The 15,322-nt window shown below is 63.2% G+C and carries 12 protein-coding genes; 8 read left to right on the top strand and 4 right to left on the bottom strand.

Annotated elements, in window-relative coordinates; all coding sequences use genetic code 11:
- The first annotated feature begins 64 nt into the window (after positions 1-64).
- The 3 genes from repC to ATC00_RS12300 all read left to right on the top strand — a co-directional run bounded on the left by repC (position 65) and on the right by ATC00_RS12300 (position 3,840).
- A complete protein-coding gene (gene repC, locus ATC00_RS12290) occupies positions 65-1,360 on the top strand; it encodes a plasmid replication protein RepC (RefSeq protein WP_064252962.1) in 1,296 nt (431 codons plus the stop codon).
- A 273-nt stretch (positions 1,361-1,633) separates the two neighbouring features.
- Complete coding sequence (locus tag ATC00_RS12295) at positions 1,634-2,845, top strand: glycosyltransferase family 4 protein (RefSeq protein WP_064252963.1); 1,212 nt, start codon at positions 1,634-1,636, stop codon at positions 2,843-2,845.
- Positions 2,846-2,859: 14 nt separating this feature from the next.
- Positions 2,860-3,840, top strand: coding sequence for an NAD-dependent epimerase/dehydratase family protein (locus tag ATC00_RS12300; protein ID WP_064252964.1), 981 nt, complete (start codon positions 2,860-2,862; stop codon positions 3,838-3,840).
- A 268-nt stretch (positions 3,841-4,108) separates the two neighbouring features.
- Here the strand turns inward: ATC00_RS12300 and ATC00_RS12305 are convergent, their stop codons facing one another.
- Positions 4,109-4,945 (bottom strand): hypothetical protein, encoded by an 837-nt coding sequence (locus ATC00_RS12305; RefSeq protein ID WP_064252965.1) that lies wholly within the window; start codon positions 4,943-4,945, stop codon positions 4,109-4,111.
- Between the two features lie 479 nt (positions 4,946-5,424).
- Between ATC00_RS12305 and ATC00_RS12310 the strand changes: the two genes are divergently transcribed.
- Entirely contained in the window at positions 5,425-6,576 is a 1,152-nt protein-coding gene (locus ATC00_RS12310; RefSeq protein WP_064252966.1) for an RHE_PE00001 family protein, read from the top strand.
- A gap of 223 nt (positions 6,577-6,799) precedes the next feature.
- On the opposite strand, the gene ATC00_RS12315 is transcribed toward ATC00_RS12310, so the two are convergent.
- Positions 6,800-7,300 carry a hypothetical protein gene (locus tag ATC00_RS12315; RefSeq protein WP_037390016.1) on the bottom strand — a complete coding sequence of 167 codons (501 nt, stop codon included), beginning with the start codon at positions 7,298-7,300 and terminating at the stop codon, positions 6,800-6,802.
- Positions 7,301-7,483: 183 nt separating this feature from the next.
- Positions 7,484-8,347 carry a DMT family transporter gene (locus tag ATC00_RS12320; RefSeq protein WP_064252967.1) on the bottom strand — a complete coding sequence of 288 codons (864 nt, stop codon included), beginning with the start codon at positions 8,345-8,347 and terminating at the stop codon, positions 7,484-7,486.
- A 113-nt stretch (positions 8,348-8,460) separates the two neighbouring features.
- Between ATC00_RS12320 and ATC00_RS12325 the strand changes: the two genes are divergently transcribed.
- Positions 8,461-9,861 (top strand): aminotransferase-like domain-containing protein, encoded by a 1,401-nt coding sequence (locus tag ATC00_RS12325; protein ID WP_064252968.1) that lies wholly within the window; start codon positions 8,461-8,463, stop codon positions 9,859-9,861.
- Here ATC00_RS12325 and ATC00_RS12330 read toward each other — a convergent pair.
- Entirely contained in the window at positions 9,797-11,137 is a 1,341-nt protein-coding gene (locus ATC00_RS12330) for a mechanosensitive ion channel family protein (RefSeq protein ID WP_064253072.1), read from the bottom strand. The two genes, ATC00_RS12325 and ATC00_RS12330, sit on opposite strands and share 65 nt — an antisense overlap.
- Before the next feature lie 349 nt (positions 11,138-11,486).
- Between ATC00_RS12330 and ATC00_RS12335 the strand changes: the two genes are divergently transcribed.
- The 3 genes from ATC00_RS12335 to ATC00_RS12345 all read left to right on the top strand — a co-directional run bounded on the left by ATC00_RS12335 (position 11,487) and on the right by ATC00_RS12345 (position 15,228).
- Positions 11,487-12,644, top strand: coding sequence for a ceramide glucosyltransferase (locus ATC00_RS12335; RefSeq protein ID WP_064252969.1), 1,158 nt, complete (start codon positions 11,487-11,489; stop codon positions 12,642-12,644).
- Positions 12,645-13,167: 523 nt separating this feature from the next.
- Positions 13,168-14,493, top strand: coding sequence for an NAD(P)/FAD-dependent oxidoreductase (locus tag ATC00_RS12340; RefSeq protein WP_064252970.1), 1,326 nt, complete (start codon positions 13,168-13,170; stop codon positions 14,491-14,493).
- Between the two features lie 54 nt (positions 14,494-14,547).
- A complete protein-coding gene (locus ATC00_RS12345) occupies positions 14,548-15,228 on the top strand; it encodes an aspartate/glutamate racemase family protein (RefSeq protein WP_064252971.1) in 681 nt (226 codons plus the stop codon).
- The last annotated feature ends 94 nt before the right edge of the window (positions 15,229-15,322 follow it).

A 15,322-nucleotide genomic window follows, 5' to 3' on the forward strand; every position in this document is an offset into this window, starting at 1 on the left:
GTCAAGCGTTTTTGACGTCGTGTCGGCGAACGGATTTCTTTTGCCTTGGAAAAGGTAAAGAAAAATGGAGCGTGGAAATGTGACGACGCCTTTCGGGCGCCGGGCGATGACGCTTGGCATGCTCGCAAGGCAGATCGCTGCCGGCGATATTCCGCCGAAGCAGTCGGTCGACAAATGGAAATTGTTTCGCACGGTTTGTGAGGCGAAGGCCGAGATCGGCATCTCGGATCGATCGCTTGCCGTCCTCAATGCTCTCCTGAGCTTCTACCCCGCTGCCGAACTCTCGAGCGAAAGCCGCCTCGTCGTGTTTCCCTCGAATGCGCAGCTTTCGCTTCGCACCCACGGCATGGCCGGAACGACGCTCCGCCGGCATCTCGCCTGCCTGGTCGAAGCGGGGCTGATCGTCCGGCGTGACAGCCCGAACGGTAAGCGTTACGCCCGCAAAAGCCGCAATGGCGCAATCGGCGAAGCTTTCGGTTTCGACCTCGCACCGCTGATCGCCCGGGCCGACGAGTTCAGGGGCGCTGCGGCAAAGCTTGCCGCCGAACAGCAGCACCTCCGGCTCGTTCGCGAGCGTCTTAGCCTCTGCCGACGCGACATAACAAAGCTGCTCGAGCTCAGCCGCGAGATCAGCCCGGATGCTGACTGCTTGGGACTCGAGTCCGAGTTTCAGCATCTGATCGCCGGCTTGCCGCGCAAGGCGCCGGCCGGAGTCTTCGAAGCCCTTCTCGAGAAACTCGCAAAGCTCCGCGGCAGCCTCACCAATCGATTGGAAACGTTGCTGAATTCAGAAAAAACGGCCGCCAATGATCACCAGGATGGATGCCACAAACAGAATTCAGACCCAGACTCCCAATTTGAATCTGAACCGGGCTTAGGAAAAGGTGGGGAGGTCGACTTGGCGGACAACTCCTACCGAACGAAAAGCCATGACCGGACGGGAGAACCTGAACAGCGATGGCGAGACGAGGCCTCTCCCCGGCTGCCAAACAGCTCCCTTCCGCCCGCCGCACCTGTCGACCGGCTTCGCCGGCAAATACCCCTGCCTGCGGTGCTTCAAGCCTGCCCGCAAATTGCCGACTATGGACCATCCGGCCGCGTGCAGAACTGGAACGACCTGATGACCGCGGCAATCGTGGTCCGCACGATGCTCGAGGTGAGCGCCGATGCCTATGAGGATGCCTGCGCGGTGCTCGGCTACGAGAATGCCGCAACGGTCATGGCCTGCATTCTCGAAAGAGCCGATCGGATCAATTCGCCGGGAGGCTATCTCAGGGATCTCACCCGACGCGCAAGGCAGCAGGCCTTTTCGCTGGCACCGATGATTGGCGCTTTGTCCCAGGCAAGGAGGGCGGCCTAAAAGGGATCGCAGGACGTACAAAGGACGAGGCTGTAACTCTTTGAAACCACGCATCGTGCTTTCCCGAAAATGGGCCGATCTAAGGAAACATGCAGTGGCGTAGGTAGCTCGGTTCAAACCTACTCGCGTCTGCCATGCGACCACTCGCCTTAGTGCGAAAGGAGTAATTGAATTTTACCGGAATAGGCCGCTGAATACCGCCAGGGGCATGCTGTAAAAGGTGAATCCCTTTCCGCCGGTCCCAGCAATACGGGTTAGTGAGTGCCGGGTTCGATGCGTCTCATTCTTGTCAACGATGTCTCCATCATTCGCGGCGGTGCGACCAAAGTGGCATTGCAGTGCATCGATGCGAGCAGGCAGGCAGGGCTGAATTGCGCCGTCCTTGTCGGCGACGACGGCGAAGGGCTAATGCCGCGCTTTACCGGCATCCGGACGGTTGCGCTAGGCGAACGACCCCTTCGCGACGGTCCTACCTTCACCGACGTCTTCGAGAAGAATTACAACAAGCATGCCTACGATGCGCTCGACGGTCTACTGAAGGAAACGGACGAGGAGACCGTCGTGCATGTGCACGGCTGGTCGCAGATTCTCTCGCCGTCGATTTTCTACGCACTCGCCAAACACAAGGCCAAGGTCATCGTCACAGCGCATGATTTCTTCCTGAGTTGTCCGAACGGAGGGCTCATCAATTTCCAGAGCGGCACTGTCTGCGATGTCCGCCCGCTGTCGACAGCATGTCTGACGACAAATTGCGACAAGCGAAACTATCTCCACAAACTCTGGCGCTTTCGCCGCACTCTTACCCAGCGCGGCGTCGGCGAGGAGTTTTGGAGCCGCGTCGGCATTGTGCTGGCCCATGAAAGCATGGAGCCCTTTTTGCATTCGGGACCGCTGCAACATTTTACGACATTGCGCACACCGACTGAGCCGTTGACGCCGACGCCGGTGGAGGCCTGGCGCAATCATCGTACCGTCTTCCTGGGACGCATGTGCTGGGAAAAGGGCGTCCGCACGCTCGCCGACGCGTTGAACAAGACCGGGCGAACGGCGACGCTGATCGGCCGCGGACCGCTGCTCGACGAAATGCAGCGGGCTTTGCCGCATTGTTGGGTGCCAGGCTGGCTGGCCGATGAAGAGGTGACGACGCTGGCGGGGGAAGCGCGCGTCTTCATAATGCCGTCGCGCATGCCCGAACCCTATGGGCTGGTAGCCGCCGAGGCGCTGATGTCGGGCATTCCCGTCATCATCAGCAGCAATGCGCTGATTGCCGCCGAAGTAGAGCGGAACGGCGCCGGCCTGGTCTTTAGAAGCGGTGATGCCGGCTCGCTGGCCGAACGCCTGGCGAGCACTGATGACGACAGACTGATGCAGAGACTTTGCGAAGGCGCGCTCGCGCTGGGCCAGCGGATTGCGCCCAGCAAGGCAGAATGGGGCCGGCGCATGGTCGATATCTATACAGGCAGAAGCGGCCTTTTCGCTCAGTAAAAAGGGGGCATTACGTGACGCGGGCTTTGGTGACCGGAGGCTGTGGGTTCGTCGGGAGGCATCTGATCAAACGGCTTTTGACCGAGGGGTTGGATGTCGTGTGCGTCGATCCGCTCGTCGAAGGCACGGGGGCAAGGCATCCCGACCTCTGGCAACGCTTTCCCGGGTCGCGCTTTGCGTATTTCGAGGAAGATTGTAGGCGTTTCTTTTTCCGCCCTCTGCAACATTTCGACTATGTTTTCCACCTTGCCGCGCTGGTCGGCGGCCGTGTCACGCTGGAGTCACGCACCCTCGACGTCGCCGAGGATCTGGCGGTGGATGCCGAATTGTGGAAATGGGCCACACGCGCCAAACCCGGCTGTGTCGTGTTCTTCAGTTCCAGTGCCGCCTACCCTGTTTCGCTACAGACGGTCGCCAACCATCAGCTGCTTTCGGAAGATATGATCTCTTTCGAAGAGGCTATCGGCGTTCCTGATCTCAGTTATGGCTGGGCGAAACTGACCGGCGAATATCTGATGAAGCTTTATGTCGAGCGTTACGGCAACCGGGCAGTCGCCTATCGTCCGTTCAGCGGCTATGGCGGAGATCAGGACCTTGCCTATCCGGTCCCCGCTATTTGTCGTCGCCTGCTGGATGAAAGGGGTGCTGCGGAAGTCTTCGTCTGGGGTTCGGGGCGGCAATGCCGTGACTTCATCCATATCGAGGATTGTATCGATTTCATTTGGCAGACCAAGGAACTCTTGCCGGATGGCGCCAGCCTCAACCTTTCGACCGGCAGAGCGACATCCTTCATGGAATTGGCGGAAATCATCGCCCGTCAAATCGGCTGGAACCCCGTCGTGAGCGGCCTCAGCGATCGCCCTGAAGGCGTCTTCTATCGCTGCGGCGATACGGCCTTGCAGCGCTCCTATGGGCTTGCCCCGGGCGTCAGCCTGGAGGAAGGCATTTCGCGGATGCTCCATCATCTGCGCATGGAATTCGACACCTGTTCTTAACGAAATTGCGCCTATCATAACTCATTGACGGAAAAGCTCCCCGATTCACCACACGGAAGCTAACTCGCCAATTGTTTCCGCTACATCGGCTCAAGATTTTCGGCCCTTTCCCAGGCACGCCGAAGGTTGTCGTCCACGTCTTTTCGGTCCGCTTTGCGGAAAGCAGAATTGGAGACCGGGACCGAGTTAAAGCCTCGTCACCGGTGACGCGGGACGAAACAGCGTCAGGCTCTAAGCCCTGTTGACAGCTGTCAACTTTACCCGGCAATCACTCGCGCCAGTGTTCGGCCACCCAGCCGGTCGGTCGAATATAGTGGCGCAGATAGCGGAACGGGTTTCTTTCTCGCCGCTCGGAAGAAAACAGACCGCGGACGTGGCCGAGCGGCGTGGCGGCGCGGCCCTTATAACCGAACTGGCCGTCGATCGCGTGCTGTGGCAGCAGCCCGCGCGGGAAGAGAACAATACGGGCGTCGGCGGGCAGGCGCGGGGCCAGATAATAATTCAGCGGAAACGGCCAGCGGCAATCCTGGCGGAAATGCAGGACATGGCGGCGCGGGAAGAATTTTGCCCCGCCTGGCGCGTTGCGCGTGACGAAGCGCTGCTCGAAGCGATATTCGTCCGCGACCCCTTGCGGATCGGCGCGGAACCTCTCCTGCAACGGCACGAGCTTGCCGACCGCGAAGCGGAACACCGACGTCTGGCCGAGCCGTTCGAAAGGCGTCGTCTGGTTGACCGCCAGCACCACGTCCTCCGGACCGCCCACCTCAAAGAAACTGTCGAGCGAGCCGACGATCACCACATCGAGATCGAGGAACAGCACCGGCCCTTGGAGGCTGCCGAGCTTCGGGCCCCAGAGGCGTGCCTTCGGCCAGATGCCCTTGGTGTTCTTCGGCATCTCGACATCGAGCGGCGGCAGGTCTTCGCAGAGAATTTCCGGGCGCAGCTTGTCGCGGTTGTCGGTGAAGCAGGTGAAGGTGAAGGGCGGGGTGATGTTGCGCGCCACCATGGCATAGAGCCGGTTGATGAAGGGCGCGCCGTATTTGGTGCCCCAACTGATGCAGATCACCTGCTTGACGCCGCCGCTTGCTGCCAGAACGCTTGTCATGAACCGTCGCTTCTTTCATGTCTGTGCCTGCGGAAAACGCGCAACACCGGAAAAGCCCCGGGCGTCTTAAAGCAGGAATTGCCGACCCATGGCAAGATGCGCGGCGCGAGGCCGGCAGCTGGCGGCGCGGGTCGGGACGCGTGGTGCCGGGGGGAGGGGAGTTGCCGCCGGCACCCGATGGGGAAGTTGACAGCTGTCAACAGCGGCAGGCAGGGCAGAAGACCTGCGAAGAAGTTTTGCCGGGAATGCTCCGTTGGACGCGAACCGCTTCGCCGGCCGTACTCCGATGCTGTTGACAGGTGTCAACTTGATCAGCGGCCGGTGTTCGCCGCCTCAAGGGCCGTGCAAGCTCGTGAATAGGCCATTGGCCAGCCGGCGCCTGCCGATTGACGAAATTCCAGTGGGCAACGTCGCCTCACCCTGTGACGGAAAGAAATCGCGTGTTAGCTTCCGTTTCAGCGAAAGGCTTCGTCTTTTTAATGAGATATGAAACACCCGATCCGCTTCATCCAGCACTGCTTCCGGGCCTGATCGCCGCGGAGGACGGGCTTGCCCGGCTCGATGAACGCGCCGCCCGCCATGCCGTTGCCGAGGGGTTTCGCGAACGCGGACAGTTCTTCGACGCGGCGGCGGCTCTCTGGGTAGCAGGCGAACTCGTCCATGTCGAGGATCTCGTTTTACACGATTCGCACATGGATGCGCGAGCGCCTTCTCACGAATTGACGATCGCCCATGGCGTGCTGCGGGCGCGGCGCCGCCTGGAACTGGCCGAGCCCGGCTGGGCATTGACCTTGCCGGGCATGAATGCGCTGAGGGGAGAGCAGGGCGGCGTCGCCGCGGATGACGGGTATCCGGAGCCGCCAAACGCCCGGCCGAGCGCCGACGCGGTGTCCGAACGTGCGGATGATCGTGATGAAAATCCGCTCGCCGACGAGTTCGCCGAACTCGATGCGGCAATCGCCCGGTCGCAGCGGCTTCTGGATTTCCACGCCGGCAGCCTCCCCGAGCCCGCCCCCACCTTGTCGGCGGAGAGGGCGGTAGCGGAACCGACCGGCCAGCTTGGCCTGCTTTTCGACGAGGAATGGGACGAGGGGGCGCGGCTCGATGCCTGGCGCGGCGTGCTCGCCGCTGCCGATCAGCTGCCCGCCGGCCTCGGCGCCGCCATCCTCTTCGACGCCTGGGAGCGGATCGAGCCGCTGCGCCGCCAGCATTGGCTCGGCTCGCTGCTCGTCGGCGCCTATCTGCGGTATCGCGGCAAGGTCGCCTCGCATGTGCTGGCCTTCAACACCGGGCTGAAGACCATCCGCCACGAGCGGCGTCGCTCGAAGGACCGGCTCACGCGCCTCAGCGCCTTTCTCGAGGCGATGGCGATGACCGCCGATCTCGGGCTGAAGGAGCTCGACCGGCTGTCGCTCGCCAGGACACAGATGGAGATGCGGATCAAGGACCGGCGCTCCAATAGCAACCTGCCCGGGCTGATCGATCTCGTGCTTTCCCGGCCGGTGGTCTCGACGGCGATGATCGCCCGGCATCTCGGCGTCACCCAGCGCGGCGCGCTCAATCTCGTGCGCGAACTCGGCGTGCGCGAGATTACGGGCAGGGGACGCTATCGCGGCTGGGGGGTTATTTGACGTCCCGCGCCTCGAGTATACTGCTTTCAAGTTCAGTCACGCGACGGCACCCCCTCATCACAGTGCTTGTCACAGCAGCGCCGCGCCTGCGGCGCGCAAGAGCCTTCCAGCCAAGGACTTGGCTGGCTGGATTCCTGTGACGAGCACAGGAATGAGGTGCTAAGGTGAAGCCCTACCGTACCGCAACCGACGAGCTCGCTGCACGCCGGGCGCCGCCGGCAAACTACTTCCGCTGCAGATTGATCTCGCTGGTGACGACCCGGTTGCCGGAGCGCGGATCGACGTCGACGGTCACGAGCTTCATGCCGTTGTCGCCCACCTTCTGCAGCGTCAGGTTGGCGCGGCGGTCGCCGTTCACCTCGCGCGCCCAATGGATGGTGAGGTTGATGGCGCTGCCGCGCCGCTTGCCGGTGAGGGTCGACTTGCGGCCGCTCGGCCCGACATAGGTGCCGCTATAGTTGACACCGGTAAACTGAAGGTCGGCGCCGATCGAGCGCGAGACGACGATCAGGCCGCGACACGTGCCGCGCATCGATAGGGCGGCCTCGGTCGCTTGCGAATCGAAGTTGCAGGAGACGTTGATCGGCGTCCTGTCGACACGAACCCTCACCATGCCGCCGCCGGTCCACTGCCCCTCCAGCGATCCGAGAAAGGCCGATTCGTCGGCCTGAGCCGCGCCCGCAGAAAGGGACAGCATGGCTGCGACGAGTAGATGTCTGATCATCGGTGATTGCCTCCCCCATCGTCCGAGGCCGGACGCGTTTCCCATCCGATCCAACGCACTGCCTGCTAGGAAGTTCCCGTCGCAGCGATACTAACATCGACCGCCGCGAGGCAGGACACAGCTTTAGGGAGATGGTCGAGCGGTAGGTCCCGCAACCGCCCGGAAGTGGTTCTGCGGCCGCGCTTAGCTCGCGAATTTCTTCGCGCCGGCAACGCAGCCGACGATCGCCAGCGTAGCGACAAGCATCGTCCAGCTCACCGTTTCGCCGAGAAGGGTCGCCGCCAAGGCCAGCCCGAAGAAGGGCTGCAGCAATTGCAGCTGGCCGACGGCGACGATGCCGCCCTGGACGAGGCCGCGATACCAGAAGATGAAGCCGACCAGCATCGAGAAGACGGAGACATAGCCGAGGCCGAGCCAGGAGGCGGGGCGCAAGTCGCCGAAGCTCGGCGGCAGGGTGGCAAGCGCCAGCCCGAGCATCACGGGCAGCGACAGCACGAGCGCCCAGGAAATGACCTGCCAGCCGCCGAGCTTGCGCGACAGCTTCGCCCCTTCCGCATAGCCGAGACCGCAGGCGAGAATGGCGGCCAGCATCAAGAGGTCGCCGACCGGCGAGGCCGAAAACTCCTGGCGCAGCGCAAAGCCGACGACGATGGCGCTGCCGAGGCCGGAAAACAACCAGAAGGCCAGCCGCGGCCGCTCGCCGCCGCGCAGCACGCCGAAGATCGCGGTTGCGAGCGGCAGCAGTCCGACGAAGACGATCGAGTGGGCGGAGGTCACGTGCTTCAGCGCCAGCGCCGTCAGCAGCGGGAAGCCGACGACGACGCCGAGCGAGACGATGCCGAGCGGCAGCAGATCGCCACGCTCGGGCCGCCTCTCGCGGAAGGCGACGAGCAGTCCGAAGGCGAGCAGCCCGGCAATCGTCGCGCGCGCCACCGTCAGGAAGATCGGCTCGAAATCCATCACCGCGATTCGCGTCGCCGGCAGCGAGCCCGAGAAAATCAATACGCCCGCCATGCCGTTCATCCAGCCGCTCGTGATCCTGTCCATGCCATGCTCCTTTCGCCCCAATCGGCCCATCTCTATCGGCTGAGGCGGCTGGCGCTGCCAGAGACGGTGGAGTACAGTTGCGCCGAACTGTCATGTAGAAGGAACCGGTACGGATGAGACCGCAGACTGTCGACGCCGACGGCGAGACGCTGATCGCAAGGGTGATGGCGACGATCAGGAACCGGATTGCCGGCCGCAGCCTGACGCCCGGCGCGAAGCTGCCGTCGATCCGCGGCTTCGCGACGAGCCTCAAGGTTTCGAAGTCGACCGTGGTGGAGGCCTATGAGCGGCTGGCGGCGGAGGGGTTGATCCGCTCGCGACCGGGCTCCGGCTTCTTCGTCGCCGCGCCGCTGGCGCCCTTGTCGCTCGCCGAAATCGGCCCGCAGGTAGAACGCGAGGTCGATCCCCTATGGATCTCGCGGCAGGCGCTCGAGGCGGACGGCGACTTCTTGAAGCCCGGCTGCGGCTGGCTGCCGGCCCAATGGATGCCGGAAGAGGGACTGCGCCGGGCCTTGCGGACGGTCGCGCGGGCAAGTGCCTCGACGCTCGTCGACTACGGTCCGCCGCTCGGATTGCTGCCGCTGCGCGCGCTCCTCGCCCGCCGGCTGGCGCAGCACGGCATCGAGGCCTCGCCGGAGCAGATCATGCTGACGGAGTCCGGCACCCAGGCGATCGACCTCCTCTGCCGCTTCCTTGTCGAGCCGGGCGAAACTGTGCTCGTCGACGATCCGTGCTACTTCAATTTTCATGCGCTGCTCCGGGCGCATCAGGCAAAAATCGTCGGCATTCCCAATACGCCGGCCGGGCCGGACATCGAGCGCTTCGCCGCGGCGCTCGAAGAACACCGGCCGCGCCTCTACATCACCAATTCCGCCCTCCACAATCCGACCGGCGCGACGCTCTCGCCGCTTGTCGCCCACCGCCTGTTGAAGCTCGCCGACCAGGCGGGGCTGACGATCGTCGAGGACGACATCTTCGCCGATTTCGAGGAGGCGCCGGCACCGCGGCTCGCCGCCTTCGACGGGCTCGAGCGGGTCGTGCATATCGGCAGCTTCTCGAAGTCGCTGTCGGCGGCGGTGCGCTGCGGTTTCATCGCCGCGCCGCGCCAATGGATCGAGCCGCTCGCCGACCTGAAGATCGCCACCAGTTTCGGCGGTCCCGGATTTGCCGCCGAGCTGGTGCTGACGCTGTTGAAGGACGGCAGCTATCGCAAGCACATGGAGACGGTGCGGCAGCGATTGTCACGGGCGATGGCCGAGACGATCGGAAGGCTCCGGGCGCTCGACATTGAGCCCTGGATCGAGCCGCAGGCCGGCATGTTCGTCTGGTGCCGCCTGCCGGACGGTATCGATGCGGCGGAGCTCGCGAGAAGGGCGCTTGCCAGAAACATCGTGCTCGCCCCCGGCAATGTCTTCAGCCAGGCGCAGACGGCCGGCAATTTCCTGCGCTTCAACGTGGCACAGTGCGAGGACGAGCGGCTGTTTCGCGAGTTGTCGGCTCTTCTGCGCCGGTAACCTCGGACGGCGTCTTGATGATGATCTCGCGATGCGGGTAGGGGATCGAAATGCCGGCTGCCTTGAAGGCGTCCCAAATCGCCATGAGGACTTCGCCGCGAATATTGGTGAGCCCGTTGGCCGGATCGGAGATCCAGAACCGCAGCTTGAAATCGAGCGACGATTCCCCGAAACCCGTCATCCAGCAGACCGGCTGGGCATAGGCGCTGGCGACCCGCGGGATCGATTTGACGGCGTCGATGGCGATCCGCGCAACCTCATGTGGATCGCTGTCATAGGAGGTTCCGAAACTCACCTCGATACGGACATAGTCGCTGGAAAACGACCAGTTCACCACCTGCTGGGAAATGAAGTCCTCGTTGGGGATGAGATATTCCTTGCCGTCGCGGGTGATGACGGAGACGAAGCGGGAGCGCAGGTCGCGGATCGAGCCGAAGGTTTCCCCAAGCGTGATCGTGTCGCCCGGCTTGATCGACTTGTCGAGCAGGATGATGATCCCGGAGATGAAGTTCGACACCACCTTCTGCAGGCCGAAGCCGATGCCGACGCCGACGGCGCCGGAAAAGACGGTGAGCGCCGTCAGATCGATCCCGGTCGCCGACAGCGCGATCATGCCGGCAAGCACGATGAGCCCGATCTTGATCAGCTTGCTGATCAGCACCTTCAGCGACGGCGTCAGGTCGGCGGATTTCTGAATCCAGTTCGACGACATGTTGCCGGTGAGAACGGCGAGCCAGATCATTGCGGCGGAGAGCACGATCGCCTTCAGTACGAGCAGCAGCGAAAGGCGAACGGCACCGAGATTGACGGCGGCATTGTCGAGCGCCGTCAGCACCGGGCGATCCAGCCCGAGCGCGTAAAGCGCGAAGTAGAGCCAGCCAAGGACGGCGACGACGCGCGCCAGCGTCTGGTTGCGGATGATGCGGGTCAGGACCGCGATGATGAACCAGGCGGCGACGAGGGTCAGCACCGTGCCCACCAGCCAGCGATAGGACGGCCAGCCGTAGCGCGACAGCATGACATCGGCGATCCACAGCCAGACGATCAGGAACAGCCATTTGAGCCGCCGCATGAAGGCGATGATGACGCGCAGCAGGTCCGGGTTTCCCCTGATCATACGGGCGCGGGCTTCGAGCGCCGGCTCTAGGCGCTTGGCGAGCAGGCCGCAAGCGAAATAGCCGATGACGATCACGGCGCACTGATAGAGCATCCACTCGTTGAGCACGAACCTCTGGAGCGACGCCGCGGTGACGTTGATGGTCTCGACGAAATCCATCATCTTTGTCTTCGCAATTCTTGTGCTGCCTGTTCCGGTACGAGGCCAGGGCAGGGAACAAGCGGCGGCCGTCGGGCGCCCTGAAAAGGCGCACTGCGCAGACATATAACCAATCGGGCAGGGGATTTGTTCAATTGGGCGATCGGTGTGGCAGCAGCACTTGGGGCGTCTCTCGAAAGAGAGAGTCCATCGTCCACGCAGCAGCGGCTCGAACCCGGGTGTCCAACCCCCTCTGAGGGTTCGCCTCTGCCACCCCCAAAAGTGCGCCGACTGTCATCCGCCTGTCATCGTCCGGTGATGTTTATCCGGAACGCAACTTCCTCGGAATCGCGGGTCGTTAACCGGGTAAATGATGCTGATATTGTTCGCCGCCGGTGCATTCCTGGCCATCAATCTCTTGAGCCTGATGATTGCGGGCTGGCGCATCTGGCCCCGCCTCGGCCCTCAGCCTCGCACGACCTATCGCCCTCCCGTCTCCATTGTGGTCCCGCTCTGCGGCCGCGAGGAATTTTCCCGCGAGACGCTCGAGAGCGCGTTTCGGCTGGATTGGCCGAACTACGAAATCCTCTTCTGCGTCGCCGACGCGAAGGATGCGGTGATCCCGCTGGTCGAGGACGTCCGCCGGCGCCACCCGGGCATTCCCGCGGCCATTCTCGTTGGCGACGACCGGATCAGCGCCAATCCGAAGCTGAACAATTGCGTCAAGGGCTGGACTGCGGCCGCGCATGAATGGGTGGTTCTCGCCGACTCGAACGTCCTGATGCCGGCCGATTATCTCATCCGGCTGATGGCGGCGTGGCGGTCGGACTCCGGGCTGATCTGCTCGACCCCGCTCGGCTCACGCCCGAATGGCTTCTGGGCCGAGGTCGAATGCGCCTTCCTCAATGCCCACCAGGCGCGCTGGCAATATGCCGGCGAGGCGCTGGGCTTCGGCTTCGCGCAGGGCAAGAGCATGCTCTGGCGCAAGAGCATGCTCGATGCCAATGGCGGCATCCAGGCGCTGGCGGCGGAGATCGCCGAGGACGCGGCCGCAACGAAGCTGGTGAGAAGCCTCGGCCTGAAGGTGCACCTCGTTTCCGCGCCGTTCGACCAGCCGCTCGGCACGAGGACGTTCCGCGAGGTATGGGCCCGGCAATGCCGCTGGGCGCGGCTGCGGCGTGTCACCTTTCCGCAGTTCTTCGCGCCGGAAGTTCTGGCCGGCATCGTGCCGCCGCTCCTCATGTCGGCGATCGCCGCCGTCGCGGCAGGCCACAGCCTGCCTGCCATCGCCGCTCTTGTCGTCACCGCCGCCTACCTGCCGGAATTCTTGCTCGTCCATCGCAAGAACTGGCATCTCTCCCGCTGGTCGCTCGCCGCCATGCTCACGCGCGACCTGCTGCTGCCGATCATCTGGATCCGCAGCTGGCTCGCCGGCAGCGCCGACTGGCGCGGCAACAGGATGTCGATCGGCTCGCAGGAGTCGCGGTTGGAACCGGGTGAGTTGCAGTCCCTGGTGGGGACGTTGTAGCGAGTGGGCGCCGGTCAGAAGCACCCGGGAAATGTGGTTCAGTCGGGCGTAGTCGGCGGGCAATTTCCTCTTCGTCCTTTTTCAACGCGGCGTAGCGGGAGGCTGGACGGCTGTCCCGGAGTTATGAGGGGAAGCGGCAGCTTGCGGCCCCAATGCAGACATTTGCGATCAAAGCCTTCAACTGCCGCTTAGCGCCGTCATATCGGTCGTTCAGCAGAGCTAAGCCATTCCCCGAAAGCTGTCATCCTGCAGGCCACACCAGGGTGCGAAGCGCGAGAAGGCGACGCTCAGCAGCCTCCCCCTGAAGACCAGAGATTCTCGAACACCACGCACTCCCGTCCGGGTCCACCGGCGCAAGCGCTGTCGCATTGCTTCGGTCTCGAGGCTCGCCTCGCCTCTTCCGCGTCACTGGCCGAATGCCGGCGATATTCGGGGCAAAATACCAAAAACGCAGCTGCAGTCGGTGCATTCTGCGGCACCAGTCGAAGATACTGCTAGCTCTCATTGATTTGCCGAGGTCCCTATGTCCCCTTTAATCCACGACATCAGCAGCGATGAAACGCTCCCCAAGTCAGCGGACGTCGTGGTAGTCGGCGGCGGGATTGTCGGCGCCAGCGCGGCCTACTTTCTGGCGCGGCGCGGCCTGTCGGTGGCGCTGATCGAAAAGGGGTATGTCGGCTGCGAACAGTCGAGCCGGAACTGGGGCTGGTGCCGTCGGCAGAACCGCGATGCACGTGAGCTGCCGATTGCCAATCTGGCGCTACGGCTGTGGGAAGAGCTCACCAAAGAGATCGGGCATGACCTTGGCTTCCGCCGTTGCGGGCTCATCTATGCGAGCGCCGATCAAAAGCAACTCGCCGAATGGGACAAGTGGCGCGAGGTTGCCGGACGGTTCGACGTCAATACGCGGATGCTTACGGCCGATGAGGCCACTGCCGCCGTCCCTGCGGCTGGCGGCCGCAAGTGGCTGGGCGGTGTCCATGCGGCAGACGATGGCAAGGCCGAGCCCTGGCTCGCCGCCCCTCGGATAGCTCAGGGCGCGCGCGTGCATGGCGCGACTATTCATCAGAACTGCGCGGCACGCGGCCTGGACATCACAAATGGGCAAGTGAGTGGCGTCGTCACTGAGAACGGCACTATCCGCACCAGCGCGGTACTGTGTGCCGCCGGCGCCTGGGCTTCTGCTTTCCTGCGGATGCATGCGGTTTCGATGCCTCAGGCCAGCGTCCGTCAGACCGCCTTACGGACCGGTCCTGCACCGGATTTTGGCGGGGCAATCTATACGTCTGACTGTGCCCTGACGCGCCGGATCGATGGCAGCTACACGGTAGCCGTCAGCGGCAGGGCGACGCTCGAACTCACGCCGCAGAGCATCCGCTATGCCCGCCCGTTTATGCCGATGTTCATCAAGCGACTCAGTGCCATCGAGATCGGCATAGGCCGCTCGTTCTTCCAGGGTCCAGAAACACTCGGTCGCTGGCATCTCGACGGGCCAACCCCTTTTGAACGCATCCGCGTACTCGATCCTGCTCCGGACATGCGGCTGGTGGCAACCATAATGACGCGGGTAAAAGCCCTGTTCCCCGCCGTTGCCGATGCAGGCATTATGTCCTCTTGGGGTGGATACGTCGACTGCACACCGGACGCCATACCCGTGATTTCACCGGTGGACAGCATCGGAGGCGTGTTCGCCGCCGCAGGCTGTTCCGGACACGGCTTCGGCGCTGGCCCTGGCATTGGCCATCTGGCGGCGGATCTGGTCGCGGGCGACGCGCCATGCGTCGATCCGACTCCATTCCGGCTGTCGCGTTTTGCGGACAGATCGAAAATTGAAGTTGGCGCCATCTGATGCGATTTGGCCGCAGATGAGCGCGATCTTCGTAGCAGCTAGATGGAAAATCATATGTCAATTCAAAGCACGAGCGCTCCCGCCAGAAAGCTGGCGTTCATCCATACCGTTTCGGGTCTTGTTTCCGAGTTCGAGGGCCTCGCCAAACAACATCTGCCCGACTGGAAGCCGTTCGCGATTCTCGACGAGAGCCTCTTGAGGGATACCATTGAGCGCGGGTCGCTGTCCGATCTGACGAAACGGAGGCTCGCGACCTACATATGGTCGGCAGTCGACGCCGGGGCAGATGCGATTGTCGTCACCTGCTCGACTCTCGGACCGGCAGTCGATGCCATTGCGCCGCTTTGCCCTGTGCCGCTGTTCCGCGTTGACGAAGGCATGGCCAAAGCCGCCGTCGAGCATGGAACCCGCATAGGCGTCCTGGCGACCTTGTCCACGACGCTGGTCCCGACAGTGGGTCTGCTGAAGCGCCAGGCACACGAGTCGGGCAAGGACGTGGCGATCGACCATGTGCTTGTTCAGGGCGCGTTTCAACTCCTCGCTGGCGGGGACGTCGAGGCCCATGACGCGCAAATCCGCCAAGCTCTCGAAGAACTGGCGCAGAAGGTCGACGTAATCGTCTTGGCGCAGGCATCGATGGCGCCTGCGGTGCGGGGCATGGCACACAGCATTCCAGTTCTGACGAGCCCCTTACTCGGGGTGGAAAACGTGAAATGGCGTTTAGAGCAGCGATAGAGTAACAGTGGGAAAGGATAAACTATCGATTGCCACACCTGTAACGGGACCGATTAAGACATAACAAAGCACCCCCAGATCGCGCTCATCAAAA

Origin of the sequence: Sinorhizobium americanum, from assembly GCF_001651855.1 — a bacterium.
In the GTDB taxonomy this organism is placed as follows: domain Bacteria; phylum Pseudomonadota; class Alphaproteobacteria; order Rhizobiales; family Rhizobiaceae; genus Sinorhizobium; species Sinorhizobium americanum.

Coding starts and splice junctions, on each gene's coding strand:
- ATC00_RS12340 (WP_064252970.1), top strand. CDS start 13,168: ATGTCCCCTTTAATCCACGACATCAGCAGCGATGAAACGCTCCCCAAG.
- ATC00_RS12320 (WP_064252967.1), bottom strand. CDS start 8,347: ATGGACAGGATCACGAGCGGCTGGATGAACGGCATGGCGGGCGTATTG.
- repC (WP_064252962.1), top strand. CDS start 65: ATGGAGCGTGGAAATGTGACGACGCCTTTCGGGCGCCGGGCGATGACG.
- ATC00_RS12315 (WP_037390016.1), bottom strand. CDS start 7,300: ATGATCAGACATCTACTCGTCGCAGCCATGCTGTCCCTTTCTGCGGGC.
- ATC00_RS12345 (WP_064252971.1), top strand. CDS start 14,548: ATGTCAATTCAAAGCACGAGCGCTCCCGCCAGAAAGCTGGCGTTCATC.
- ATC00_RS12325 (WP_064252968.1), top strand. CDS start 8,461: ATGAGACCGCAGACTGTCGACGCCGACGGCGAGACGCTGATCGCAAGG.
- ATC00_RS12295 (WP_064252963.1), top strand. CDS start 1,634: ATGCGTCTCATTCTTGTCAACGATGTCTCCATCATTCGCGGCGGTGCG.
- ATC00_RS12305 (WP_064252965.1), bottom strand. CDS start 4,945: ATGACAAGCGTTCTGGCAGCAAGCGGCGGCGTCAAGCAGGTGATCTGC.
- ATC00_RS12310 (WP_064252966.1), top strand. CDS start 5,425: ATGAGATATGAAACACCCGATCCGCTTCATCCAGCACTGCTTCCGGGC.
- ATC00_RS12330 (WP_064253072.1), bottom strand. CDS start 11,137: ATGGATTTCGTCGAGACCATCAACGTCACCGCGGCGTCGCTCCAGAGG.
- ATC00_RS12335 (WP_064252969.1), top strand. CDS start 11,487: ATGATGCTGATATTGTTCGCCGCCGGTGCATTCCTGGCCATCAATCTC.